General features: G+C 66.9%; 10 protein-coding genes. 2 read left to right on the forward strand and 8 right to left on the reverse strand.

Translation table 11 applies throughout. From position 1 onward, the window contains the following. The 7 genes from IVB24_RS28330 to flgB all read right to left on the reverse strand — a co-directional run bounded on the left by IVB24_RS28330 (position 1) and on the right by flgB (position 6,245). Positions 1 to 2,580, reverse strand: a complete 2,580-nt coding sequence (locus tag IVB24_RS28330) for a PAS domain-containing protein (protein ID WP_247769770.1) — start codon at positions 2,578 to 2,580, stop codon at positions 1 to 3. 156 nt (positions 2,581 to 2,736) lie between these two features. Continuing rightward, positions 2,737 to 3,816: a flagellar biosynthesis protein FlhB gene (gene flhB, locus IVB24_RS28335; protein WP_094972321.1), complete on the reverse strand. Its 1,080-nt coding sequence runs from the start codon at positions 3,814 to 3,816 to the stop codon at positions 2,737 to 2,739. Between the two features lie 10 nt (positions 3,817 to 3,826). Further along, a complete protein-coding gene (gene fliR / locus IVB24_RS28340; protein WP_094972322.1) occupies positions 3,827 to 4,597 on the reverse strand; it encodes a flagellar biosynthetic protein FliR in 771 nt (256 codons plus the stop codon). Positions 4,598 to 4,614: 17 nt separating this feature from the next. After that, positions 4,615 to 4,878, reverse strand: coding sequence for a flagellar biosynthesis protein FliQ (fliQ, locus tag IVB24_RS28345; RefSeq protein WP_094972323.1), 264 nt, complete (start codon positions 4,876 to 4,878; stop codon positions 4,615 to 4,617). Between the two features lie 109 nt (positions 4,879 to 4,987). Continuing rightward, on the reverse strand, positions 4,988 to 5,296 hold the full coding sequence (gene fliE / locus IVB24_RS28350; RefSeq protein WP_094972324.1) for a flagellar hook-basal body complex protein FliE: 309 nt from the start codon (positions 5,294 to 5,296) through the stop codon (positions 4,988 to 4,990). Between the two features lie 16 nt (positions 5,297 to 5,312). Next, on the reverse strand, positions 5,313 to 5,738 hold the full coding sequence (flgC, locus tag IVB24_RS28355; RefSeq protein WP_094972325.1) for a flagellar basal body rod protein FlgC: 426 nt from the start codon (positions 5,736 to 5,738) through the stop codon (positions 5,313 to 5,315). Between the two features lie 102 nt (positions 5,739 to 5,840). Then, positions 5,841 to 6,245, reverse strand: a complete 405-nt coding sequence (gene flgB / locus IVB24_RS28360; protein WP_094972326.1) for a flagellar basal body rod protein FlgB — start codon at positions 6,243 to 6,245, stop codon at positions 5,841 to 5,843. A 352-nt stretch (positions 6,246 to 6,597) separates the two neighbouring features. Between flgB and IVB24_RS28365 the strand changes: the two genes are divergently transcribed. Further along, complete coding sequence (locus tag IVB24_RS28365; RefSeq protein ID WP_094972327.1) at positions 6,598 to 7,563, forward strand: flagellar biosynthetic protein FliO; 966 nt, start codon at positions 6,598 to 6,600, stop codon at positions 7,561 to 7,563. After that, positions 7,560 to 8,321, forward strand: coding sequence for a flagellar type III secretion system pore protein FliP (gene fliP, locus IVB24_RS28370; protein WP_247769773.1), 762 nt, complete (start codon positions 7,560 to 7,562; stop codon positions 8,319 to 8,321). Before IVB24_RS28365 ends, fliP begins: the two co-directional genes overlap by 4 nt. 100 nt (positions 8,322 to 8,421) lie before the next feature. Here fliP and IVB24_RS28375 read toward each other — a convergent pair whose 3' ends face one another. Next, a complete protein-coding gene (locus tag IVB24_RS28375; RefSeq protein ID WP_247769774.1) occupies positions 8,422 to 12,177 on the reverse strand; it encodes a tetratricopeptide repeat protein in 3,756 nt (1,251 codons plus the stop codon).

Below are 12,177 nucleotides of genomic sequence, written 5' to 3' on the forward strand. Positions count from 1 at the left end.
TCACCCCTGCTTCGCCATCGTCTCCTTCACCGCCGCCACCAGCTGGCTGAGCGTGAACGGCTTCGGCAGGAAGTCGAACTGCTGTCCCTCGGGCAGGCTCTTCTCGAAGGCGTCCTCGGCATAGCCGGAGACGAAGATGAATTTGATGTCGGGCTTCTTCTCCCGCATCGCCTTCAAAAGCGTCGGGCCGTCCATCTCGGGCATGACCACGTCGGAGACGACGAGATCGATCGCGCCGCTCTGCTCCTCCAGCACTTCCATGGCTTCGACGCCGTTCTCGGCCTCGACCACGGTGTAGCCGCGCGAGCGCAATCCGCGTGCGTTCAGCGCGCGCAGGCCCTCTTCGTCCTCGACCAGCAGAATGGTGCCCTGCCCCGTGAGATCGGTGCGCGGCTTGGCCTCGGCCGCCGCGGCGTCCTTCCCGGCGCCGTTGGTCGCGCTGACCGCAGCCGCCGGCTGCTCGACCTGCGCTTCCGGCTCGGCATGGTGACGCGGCAGGAAGATGTGGAACGAGGTGCCCTGTCCCGGCGCGGAATCGACGTAGATGAAGCCGCCGGTCTGCTTGACGATGCCGTAGACGGTGGAAAGCCCGAGGCCGGTGCCCTTGCCGACTTCCTTGGTCGAGAAGAACGGCTCGAAAATCTTGTCGCGGATGTCGGCGGGAATGCCGGTGCCGGTGTCGGCGACCTCGATGCGGACATAATCCGCAGCCGGCATACCTTTGTAGGCGAGCCTGGCCGCTTCATCCGCGGTGACGTTGGCGGTGCGGATGATCAGCTTGCCGCCGTCGGGCATGGCGTCGCGCGCGTTCACCGCGAGATTGACGATCACCTGCTCGAACTGCGAGACGTCGACCTTGACCGGCCAGAGATCGCGGCCGTGGATGGTCTCGTGCTTGACCTTCTCGCCGATCAGGCGGCGCAGCAGCATGGCGAGATCGGACAGCGCATCGCCGAGATCGAGCACCTGCGGCCGCAGCGTCTGCCGCCGCGAGAACGCCAGCAGCTGCCGCACCAGCGTGGCGGCCCGCGTCGCGTTCTGCTTGATCTGCATGATGTCCTGGAACGACGGATCGGTCGGCTTGTGCGCGTTCAGCAGGAAGTCGTTCGCCATCATGATGGCGGAGAGCACGTTGTTGAAGTCGTGGGCGATGCCGCCGGCGAGCTGGCCGACCGTCTCCATCTTCTGCGACTGGTTGATCTGGTTCTCCAGCGCGCGCCGCTCAGTGGTCTCGAGCATGTGCACGATGGCGGCTTCCGCCTCGTTCTCGGCCGCATCCACCGGCGTGACGAAGAACTGGCCCCAGCGCTCCCTGGGCCCTTCCAGCGCCACTTCCACCGGCGCGACGTCGGCCTGGCCTTCGGCGGCCTGGTTGATGGCCGCGATCAGGAGGTGACGGTCGCGCGAATTCACCGCGCGGAAGATCGACTTGGAGGCGCTGTCGAGCCCGAGCGCCTGCCCGAGCTTGGCATAGCGCGCGTTGGACCGTACCACGTTGCCGGCGCGGTCCACGGTCGCAATCGCCATCGGCGTATGGTCGAAGAAGCGCATGAAGCGCACTTCGGCGGCACGATCGGGATCGCTGCGCTCGTCGCGGGCGCGGCTGATCACGAGCGTGCGCGACGGGCCCGGCGCGCCGTCGGCGCCAAAGGCGAGCTTGTGATAGAGCCGCACCGGCATGGTCTTGCCGGTGCGCATCCGCAGGTCGATGTCGAAGACTTCGGTCTTCACCTCGCCCGGCACCGCCACGATCGAGGTCAGCAGCGAGGCGCCGTCGCCGGAGACGATGTCGGTCAGCTTGAGGCCGCCCGAGCCGATCTCGGCGAGGTCGTAGTCGAGCCAGTTCGCCAGCGTCGCGTTGACGTAAGCGAGTTCCCCGGCCGGATTGACCGAGAAGAACCCGCACGGCGCGTGGTCGAGATATTCGATGGCGTGCTGGAGTTCCTGGAACACGTCCTCCTGGCGTTCGCGGTCGCGGGTGATGTCGGCGATCGACCACACCGCGTATTTCGCCTCGCGCTTGCCGGTGCCGAGCGGGCGCACCCGCATGCGCAGCCAGCGGCCCTGACTGCCGTCCTGGCCGGAGATGCGGACCTCTTCCTGCTGCCGCTTGCCTTCGCGCGCGGCCTTGAGCAGGCGGAACACGGCCTCCGAAACGTCGGGATTGCCGATGAAGACACGCTCGACCGGGCGCACGTCCTGCGGACCGCTGGCGCCGGTGAGCGTCAGATAGGCGGCGTTGGAATAGACCACGTGGCCGCGCGGATCGGTCACGGCGAGGCCATCGAACCCGTGATCGGCGATACGGCCCACGACCGGATCATCGAGGCTGCGGTCGGCGAAGCGGATGATCCCGGCGGCGAAAGCGAACAGGTTGAACAGGCCGACCATCGCCAGCACGGCAAGGATGCCGAGGATATAGGGCTGCGCCTGCACGCGCCCGAGCGTCATCAGCCCGACGGCGACGGCGACGAGGCCGGCGGCCACCAGCAGCACCAGCGCAATGCTGCCCGAGCGCGGCGACGGCTCGTGCGTCGCAACGGGCTCGCGGGTGAGATCGTGGTCGGACTCGGCGGTCATTCTCGAGCTGGCGCAGCCTGTCGACAGAGAATCAACGCGCGACAGCGCGCGTGGGGTCCTCCCTGCCTGAATCGGACCCTGAGGTGCAAGGGCCGTAGGGGCGAAAGGTACGCTGATTCCCAGATTACGGCCATTTCCGGTACTTTTCGGGTGTTTTTATCCTCGCCCGGCGCTGAAGCCACGCTTCAGCCGCATGACGTAGCCGATGACTTCGGCGACCGCATGGTAGTGCTCGGCCGGGATTTCCTGGTCGATCTCGACGGTGGCGTAGAGCGCGCGGGCGAGCGGCACGTTCTCCACGATCGGGATGTCGTGCTCGCGCGCGATTTCCCGGATCTTGAAGGCGAGATTGTCGACGCCCTTGGCGACGCAGATCGGGGCCGTCATGCCGCGCTCGTAGGACAGCGCCACCGAATAGTGGGTCGGGTTGGTGATGATCACCGAGGCCTTGGGAACCGCCGTCATCATGCGCTTCCTGGAGCGTTGCTGGCGCAACTGCCTGAGCTTACCCTTGATGTGCGGATCGCCTTCGGACTGCTTGAACTCTTCCTTGATCTCCTGGAGCGACATCTTCTGCCGCTGGAACCAGCTGCGGTACTGGAAGAAATAATCGGCAATGGCGATGATCGCGAGCGCCGCGACCACCGCCCCGAGCAGATGGATCGTCATGCTGGTGCTGGCGCCGAGCATGGCGGCCGGGTCGAGCCTGACCATCGCCTCCATGCGATGCCGCTCCGGCCACAGGACCATGGTCATGACCACGCTGAGCGCGACCAGCTTGCCGATGCCCTTGAGAAAATTGGCCGCCGCCTGCTTGCCGAAGATGCGCTTGAAGCCGGCGCCGGGCGAGATCTTGCTGAATTTCGGCGTGAGGGATTCGGCCGACCAGACCAGGCGGTGCTGCAGCATGTTGCCGGCAATCGCCGCCAGCATCAGCATCAGCAGCGGCACGCCGATCGCTGCGAGAATGGCGAATTCGATCTGCTGCATCAGCGCGATCAGGGCCTTGCCGTCGGTCTTGATCATCCAGGAATTGGCGAGCAGGCCCCGCATCGGCGCCAGCAGCCCGCTGCCCACCGAGCCCGAGAAGGTGGAGACCACGAGCGTGCCGCCCGCCATCATGAACCAGGTGTTGATCTCCTGGCTCTTGGCGACGTCGCCGCGTTCGAGCGCGTCGTCCAGACGCTTTTGCGTCGGGTCTTCTGTTTGACTCTCTGGGTCCTTGTCTTCTGACATCGATCGACCGTTACCTCAGCGGCATCAACTGGTGCATGACACCGATGAAGTAATCCAGATACGTCCCCATCATCGCGGTGAGCACGACGGCGAGCACCAGGAAGCCCGCGAAGATCGAGAGCGGCACGCCGACGAAATAGACCTGCATCTGCGGCATCAGCCGCGCCAGCACACCCAACCCGATGTTGAAGACGAGGCCGAACACCAGGAACGGTCCCGAGAGCTGCAGTCCGAGGCTGAACGCGGCGGCAAAGGCGCGCGTGGCGAGCGCGGCCACATCGCCGCTCGATACGGTCTCGCCCGGCGAGAAGATCGTATAGCTGTCGTTCAGCGCCGCGATCACCAGATGATGGCTGTCGGTGGCGAACAGCAGCGTCACCCCGAGCATGGTCAGGAAGTTGCCGACCAGCACGCCCTGCTGGCCCTGCGTCGGATCGACCGAGGTGACGAAACCGAGCCCCATCTGCTGCGCGATCACCGATCCCGCGACCTGGAGCGCCGACAGCGTCACGCGCGCGGTGGCGCCCAGCACGATTCCGATCGCGATCTCGTGCAGCATCAGGACCAGGAGCGGCGCCAGCGAGCCCATGTCGACATGGTAGGCGTTGCGATGCAGCGGCAGGATGATCAGCGTCAGCAGCAGCGCGATCGACAGCTTGATCCGCGTCGGAATATTGGTCTCGCCCAGTCCCGGCAACAGCATCACCATCGCGCCGACCCGGGCGAAGGCGAGCATGAAGGAGGCGGCGAGCGCCGGCAGCAGCGAGACGTCGATGCGCATAATTGACGCATCTTGCCTCAGCCGCCGATGATTCGCGACGATATCCGCAGCATGTAGGCGTGGAGCGCGTCGGCCATGAACGGCAGCGTCAGCAGCATCGTGGCAAAGATCGCGAGGATCTTCGGCACGTAGATCAGCGTCTGTTCCTGGATCTGCGTCAGCGCCTGGAACAGCGACACGACGACGCCGACCACCAGACCGACCACCATCAGGGGGGAGGACACGATCACGATCGTCCAGATCGCATCGCGCGCGACGTCGAGGGTCTCAGGTCCGGTCATTGTACTGTTCCGCTGCTCGTTGTCCAAAGGTGTCGGGAAGCGAGTGGCGAATAGCGAGTAGCGAATGGGCGACCCCAATTCGCTACTCGCCATTCGCCACTCCCCCAATTCAGATCGGCATCTTCATGATGTCTTCATACGCGGCGATCACGCGGTCGCGGACCGAGACCAGGGTGGACACAGCGACGTCGGTGTCCGCCACCGCCGTCACCACGTCCATCACGTTGGCCTTGCCGGCGGCCATCGCCACCGTCTGCGCGTCCGACTTGCGGCCGGACTCCATGACGCTGCCGACGGCGTCCTTCAGCATCGAGGAAAAGGATGGCCCGCCGGCCTCGGTGGCTTTGCCGGCACCGCTGTTCTCCAGCACCCGGGCGAGGTTGGCATAAGCATTGGCTGCGATTGTCGGTGATGCCATGGCTCAATTGTCCTGTTCAGCTCTTGAGGATGTCGAGCGTGCGCTGGATCATCCGGCGCGTCGCACTGATGATGTTGAGGTTGGCCTCGTAGGACCGCTGCGCGTCGCGCATGTCGGTCATCTCGACCACCGAGTTCACGTTTGGATATTTGACGTTGCCGCTGGCGTCCGCGACCGGATTGCTCGGCTCGTATTTGACGCGGAAGTTCGACTGGTCGGGCTTGATCTTGCCGAGGGTGACGACCTGCGCGTCGAGCGTGCGGTCGAGCGCGGAGGAGAAGGTCGGAACCTTGCGCCGGTAGGGATCGCCGCCGGCGGTCTGCGAGGTCGAATCCGCGTTCGCGATGTTTTCCGAGATCACCCGCATGCGGCCGGCTTGCGCCCGCAGACCGGAGGTCGCGATCGCCATCGAGCGGGCAAAGTCGCTGCTGTCATTGGCCAAGATGCGCCTCCTCTAGCTCTCTCGTCCGAGCATGATCTCCGCGCAAACGCGTTCCGCGTTTGTCGCGAGGGAAAACCGCTTCACACTTTTCCGGATCATGCTCTAGCCCTTGCCGATCGCGGTCTTGAGCAGATGCAGGCTCTTCGAATAGAGCGAGGTCGCCGCCGCGTAGTCCATCTGGTTGCTCGCCGCCTTCATCATCTCCTCTTCGAGATTGACGGCGTTGCCCGCGGGGCGTGTCTCGAAGCCCGCGTTCCTGTTCTGGTCGAACCCGGAAGCAGCCCCCGACGGCGTCATGTGAGAGCCGCTGGTGCGGGTCATTGCCAGGGGGCCCATCGAGCCGGTGACGGCTCCGGCCTTGTCGAACTTGGGCTCGACCAGGTCGCGCGGCCGGAATTTGGGCGTGTCGGAATTGGAGACGTTCTCGGACAGGACGCGCTGGCGCTCCTGGTGCCACTGCATCTTGGTGCGAAGCGCCGACAGCACCGGGAGGTCGTTGATGGACATCGTCGCGGCTCCTTCCGCCTTCTTGCGAACCTTGGGTCCGCCGCTAGGCAGAATTTGCCGCGTGTATGGTTAACAGCTGGTTAAGACCGCCCTCGAGGCGTGTCCCCGGGCGGGACACCATTTTGTGCTCCGTGATTCTACGTCTCCAAAACCGGCGTTAACCCAACCATTTGGCGGCCCGTGCACAGCCGAAGAAGTCGTTTTGGATCGAGCGATTCATGGGTTATTAAGAGTTGGGGACGGCAAAACTTGCCGTGGGACGTTAAGAAATCGCAGTTTGGGGCATCGTTAAACCAGTGGTTGGCGCGTCCAACCATCGGCACGAGAACAGCGCCATTTGTCGGGGACAAGTATGCAAGGCAGCCCTATCACCTTCATCGTCGCGTTCATCGTCGTCCTGGCGTTGATCGGCGTCGCTGCCTGGCTGGTGCGCCGATTCGCCGGCAGCCGGGTCGGCGCCAACACCCAGCGCGGCAGGATGCCCCGGCTCGCGGTGATCGACGCTGCCGCGGTCGACGGTCGGCGCCGCCTGGTGCTGGTCCGGCGTGACAATGTCGAGCATCTCCTGATGATCGGCGGGCCGACCGACATCGTCGTCGAGCCCAACATCGTTCGCGCCGCGCCCGGTCGCGACCAGCTTCCGCAGCGTCCGAACGCCGCGGAACCGCCGCGGCTCGCGCCCATGCCGGATACCAGCGGCTGGGCCGACGAGGCACCGCGGCCGGAAATGCTCGATCATCCCGAGCCGCAAATGCCCGAGCCGCCGCCGCGGCCCGCGCGACCGTCCTTTGCCGACGAGGTGCGCCGGCCCGCTCCCGCGCTGGCCGAACGCCGCAGCGATCCCCTCGCCGGCTTCACGGCCGAGCCGATCGCGCCACGCCTCGAGCGTGAACCGCGGCCCGAGCCGCTGCCGCCGCGCGTTCCGCGCAGCGAGCCGCCACTGATGCCCCGGCCGCCGCGCCAGAGCGAGCCGCCGAAGATGCCGCCGGTGCGCGCCGAGCGCGTCGCGGCCCCGCCTCCGCCGGTGCCGCAGGCTCCGCCCGTTCCGCCGCCGGCTTCCGCCGCAGCCCCCTCCAGTGCCGAACAGAATCTCGCCGAAATGGCGCAGCGGCTGGAAGCCGCGCTGCGTCGCCCGGCCGGCGACACGGTCGCGCCTCCGGTTGCACCGGAGCCGCCTGCTGCTCCCCCGCGCGCCGCGCGCAGCGAGCCGCCGGCCCCACCGGCCCCGCCCGCGAAACCGGCCGCGGAAAAGACCAGCTTTGAAAATCTCGAAGACGAGATGGCCTCGCTGCTCGGCCGTCCGAAGCCGTCTTCGTGAGGCTGCCGTCCCTCCCGCGTAGAGTTGTTTTCCTTTCTGTTCTGATCGGCGCGGCATCGGCAGCGATGCCGGCGCATGCGCAGGACATCAGCATCAATCTCGGCGGCGGCGCTGGCGGCGGCGGCGTCACCGAGCGCGCGATCCAGCTGATCGCGCTGCTCACCGTGCTGTCGATCGCGCCGTCGATCCTGATCATGATGACGTCGTTCACGCGCATCGTGGTCGTGCTGTCGCTGCTGCGCACCGCGATGGGCACGGCGACCGCACCGCCGAACTCGGTGATCATCGCGCTGGCAATGTTCCTCACCTTCTTCGTGATGGGGCCGGTGCTGCAAAAATCCTACGACGACGGCATCCGCCCGCTCGTCGCCAACCAGATCAGCGTCGAGGACGCGCTGCAGCGCGCCTCCGTTCCGTTGCGCGGATTCATGCAGAAGAACGTGCGCGAGAAGGACCTCAAGCTGTTCCTGGACCTCTCGGGCGAGCCGCCGCCGGCCACTCCCGACGAGCTGGCCCTGCGCATCCTCGTCCCCGCCTTCATGATCTCCGAACTGAAGCGCGCCTTCGAGATCGGCTTCCTGCTGTTCCTGCCCTTCCTGATCATCGACCTCGTCGTCGCCTCGGTGCTGATGTCGATGGGCATGATGATGCTGCCGCCGGCCACGATCTCGCTGCCGTTCAAGCTGATCTTCTTCGTGCTGGTCGACGGCTGGTCGCTGGTGGCGGGGAGTCTGGTGCAGAGCTACGGGGGCGGGTGAGCCTCTGGTGACGCTTCGCCAAGGCTTCGACGGACACGTCGCTGCGCTCGCTGTGACGGAGGATGCGGCGCTATCCCGGACGCGATTCGCGCGAACGCGGCTACCGCGCCATCTTGATCTGCCGCACGACCGGGATCGTCGGAAGCGAGCCGGTGTGGTCTTCTTCCTTGGCCTGCGGCGCGCGGGCGGTGGCGTCGGGGAAGCGCTGCTTCATCTCGCGCAGGAAGCCGTCGAGCGTATCGACGCTGGCGGCGAGCTTGGCGATCTCGGCGAATTCGGCGCTGGAGGCCGCGGCCGGCTTGCTGGCGATGTCGAAGGCCAGACGATCGGCGCTCTCGCTCATCAGCGGCGCGTATTTCTCGCGGAAGCGCGACAGGCCGATCGAGTCGTCGGCGAGCGCATAGCCGACGGCGGCGCGGATGATGTCGCTCTTCTCCACCGAATTGAGCGGCTTGAAGTCGCGGAAGCGCTCGCCGTAATAGAGCTCGATCTGCTCGGCGGACTCGCGCCAGCGCCGTGCCGCCCAGAAGATGTCGGAACGCAGCCGCAGCACTTCGCGCCCGGAGACGTTGGAGACGATGTCGAGTGCGAGATCGTGACGGCCGACGTCGCTCTGCGCGCGCGCTTCCAGCAGCAGGCGCTGCTGCCTGAGCTCGCCGGAGAGATCGCTGATGCGGCTCGCGCGCAGCGCCGTGATCGCCTTGTCCGGCTTGCGGTTGGCGAGATAGATCATGGACAGGCGTGCGGCGACCTGGGCGCGGGCGGCGCCTTCGAGGCGGTGGTCGACCTGATATTGCAGCAGCTCGGCCGCCTGGTCGAGCAGGTCGATCGAGGCGAGACGGTCGGCGAGACGGCGGATCAGCTCGTCGCCGCGCCTGCCGATCGGCGTCAACTCGCGAAACTCGTAGAACAGCCCGAGCGCCTCGACCTCCGGCAGCTCGTCACCCTTCGGCCCCAGGAAGATCTGCGTGAACAGGTCCGAGGCGAGGTCCTGCGCCTGACGCGAGGCTTCCGCGTTCGGCTGCAGCCTGGTCGCGGTGCGCGCCGCGGTGAGCGCGTCGCGGTAACGCCCGCCCTCGGCGTACATCTTCGCCAGGATCTGCAGCGTCTTGACCTCGATCAAGTCGCCGCGCCAGGTCATGGACAGGGTCTCGAGCTCGCGCAGCGCCTCGTCCTTGCCGATCTCGTCGCGCTTCTGCCGCAGCGCGATCTCGAGCTGCTTGGCCTCGGCCGCAGCCGGCCGATCGGCCGAGGCAGCCGCGAATTTGTAATCGTCGAGCGCGTCCTTGTCGTGGCCGAGCGCCTCGGCGAGCCGGCCGCGCAGCACGGCAAAGCCGGGCGCCGCCTCGGGCGAGACGCCGACGACCTCGAGCTCGCTGCGGCGCTTGGAGGCGCCGGCATAGTCCTTCACTTCGAGCGAGGCGCGCATCGCCTCCATCGTCACGATGCGCTGGATGTCGAGCGGCAGCGAGGCGATCGCGAATTCGACGTTCTTGAACTTCTCGCGCGCGTCAGCCCATTTGCCCTGGCGCGCATAGGCGAGCGCCTTCCAGAGCTGGGAGTCGTGGCTGTTGCCGATCACGGGATTGGCGAGGTCCTTCAGGCCCTGCGCCGGGCGGCCGATCAGGATGCTGGCGATCGCATGCATGATCAGCGCGCCGCTCTCCTCCTTGTTGAGCGGATCGCTCAGCATCAGGTCGGTGACGGCCTTGGCCTCGTGATACATCGCGCGCGACATGTAGAATTGCGCGAGCTCGAGCCGCGGCAACGAGCGCAGCGCCGGCTCGACGGCCGAGATCGCCGCGATCAGCTCGCTCTGGCGCGCGATGAAATTTTCCGACTGGCCCTTGCGCCAGCCTTCGGGGCTGAACACCGGACGCACCGCGATCGGCGCCCGTTCGGCCGAGATGTCGACCGGCGACAGCGTCAGTCCGCCCTTCTTGCCGAGGATCACCTTGTCGGCGCCGACCTCGACGCCGATCTCGTCGGAATTCGGCCGGATCGCGATGCCGTGCGCGGATTCCAGCAGCGAGAGATCGACGAGATCCTGCCGCTTGATGAAGCCGCGCACCGGCCGCTGCGCGGTGACGACATAGAGCATGTCGCCGGCATCGGGATCGGTGAGCTTGTGCAGCTGGCCAGGATTGGCGAAGGGGATGGCGATGTTGGCGAGCGCGGGGTCGGTGATGTTGCGCGATATCATCAGCGGCAGCGGCGTCGTCTGGATCTTGTCGGCGAGCGTCAGCAGCCAGTTGGTCTCCTTGCCGACCTCCTCGCTCGCCAGCGAATAGACCAGCGGGCGGGTGAGACGGATGCGCACCGCCTGCCCCTTGTCGAGCGGAATGCGGCCGACCTCGCCGATCATCACCCCGCCCTTGCTGCGGATCGCCTCGAGGTCGATCGGCTTCGGCGTATCGAACACCAGCCACACCGTGTCGCCGCGGCGGAACGCCGCCGCCGGTGTTGCGACCGGAATCGGGAACGTCACGCGCAAGCCGTCGCTGTCGCGGCGCGCATCGACGCTGGCGACGGTGGGCTGCGGCGCGGCCGGCGCCTCGGCGGACGCAGCCTTGACGGAGTCCTTGACCGGCTCTTTCGCGGCCTCTTTCGGCGCCTCCGCAGGCGCCGGCTTGGCAGGCGCGGCCACAGCTTCGGCAACCGGCGGCGCGGGCTTCGCAGCTTCCTTCAAAATGTCCTTCGGAGCTTCCTTCAGAGCTTCCTTGGACGCTTCCGGAGCGGGGGCGGCCTCAGTCGCAGGAGCCGGCGGCGGTTTCGACGCTTCCGCGGCCGGCATCGCGGCGGGCGCGTCCGGCTTCACCTCGGGCTTGACGTCGATTTTGGCTTCGCGCGCGATCGTCTCGGAGGTCGGCGGCGCGATCTCGCCATGGACGTCCTTATGGGCGTCCTTCGGCTTCTGGGCCGCTTGCTTGTCCGGCGCCGGCGCCGGCGCCGGTCCGCGACCGGCAGGCTTCATCTGCGCGATCGCCGCCTCGGGCGTCGCGGCGGTCTTGCCCTTGTCGGGCTGGAAGGAGACGTCGACGACGTAGTTCTTCTCGTCGCGAAACGAATGCACGTCGGAATCGCCGATCAGCGCGATCTCGACATTGGTCTGGTCGATGTCGGCCTTCTGCTTGATCGAGGCGACGTTCGGCGGCGCTGCGACGACCGCGTCCGCCAGATCGAAATTCAGGTTGGCGTTGAAAGCGAGCGTGAGCTTCTGCTCGTTGAGCACGGAGGACACGCCGACGCCGTCGGGCATCTCGAACACGAAGCGCACGAAGGTCGGCTGCACCGAGGCACGCACGCGGATCTGCGGACGCTTCTTGCTCTCCGCCGCGGCACGCTGGGCGCGCAGCGCGCGTTCGGCCGCGCGGGCGCGCTCGGCGAGTTCCTTGACCACGTCCATCGGTAGGCTCGGCGGCGGTCCCTTCCAGCCCTCCGGCAGGAGGTCGACGAAGGTACGCTCGCCGGCATTCATGGTGTTGACGGTGACGCGGCGCGCCAGCGACAGGCGGATGGCGCCGCCATCGGGATCGCGGCGCGCGGAGTTGACGTAATCGGGCGCGCCTTCGGGCACACGGTCGACGGGAACGTCGACCGGCCGGTCGAAGCGGATGATGAGGATGGAGCCCGCGGTCGTCACCTCGGAGGGAACGTCCTCGCCGAGCTTGATGACGAGACGGGCAAAGCCGCCGACGGCCGAAAAGCTCGCCTCGCCCCTGACGGTGTCGGCCGCCCGGGCAGGCGCACCGAGGCCGACCAGCAGGCAGACCGCCAGCGCGCGGACGTGACGCGACAGCCCCGGCGCCAGAGCGCGGGCTCGCGACCACAATCCATCGGCAGCCTCTGGCGCCAT

The sequence above is a fragment of the Bradyrhizobium sp. 192 genome (assembly GCF_023100965.1).
GTDB classification, from domain to species: domain Bacteria; phylum Pseudomonadota; class Alphaproteobacteria; order Rhizobiales; family Xanthobacteraceae; genus Bradyrhizobium; species Bradyrhizobium symbiodeficiens.

What these genes read in the sequence shown, in the direction of transcription:
- flhB (WP_094972321.1), bottom strand. Translation starts at nt 3,816, where the DNA reads ATGTCAGAAGACAAGGACCCAGAGAGTCAAACAGAAGACCCGACGCAA.
- fliE (WP_094972324.1), bottom strand. Translation starts at nt 5,296, where the DNA reads ATGGCATCACCGACAATCGCAGCCAATGCTTATGCCAACCTCGCCCGG.
- IVB24_RS28330 (WP_247769770.1), bottom strand. Translation starts at nt 2,580, where the DNA reads ATGACCGCCGAGTCCGACCACGATCTCACCCGCGAGCCCGTTGCGACG.
- IVB24_RS28365 (WP_094972327.1), top strand. Translation starts at nt 6,598, where the DNA reads ATGCAAGGCAGCCCTATCACCTTCATCGTCGCGTTCATCGTCGTCCTG.
- IVB24_RS28375 (WP_247769774.1), bottom strand. Translation starts at nt 12,177, where the DNA reads ATGGCGCCAGAGGCTGCCGATGGATTGTGGTCGCGAGCCCGCGCTCTG.
- fliR (WP_094972322.1), bottom strand. Translation starts at nt 4,597, where the DNA reads ATGCGCATCGACGTCTCGCTGCTGCCGGCGCTCGCCGCCTCCTTCATG.
- fliQ (WP_094972323.1), bottom strand. Translation starts at nt 4,878, where the DNA reads ATGACCGGACCTGAGACCCTCGACGTCGCGCGCGATGCGATCTGGACG.
- flgB (WP_094972326.1), bottom strand. Translation starts at nt 6,245, where the DNA reads ATGTCCATCAACGACCTCCCGGTGCTGTCGGCGCTTCGCACCAAGATG.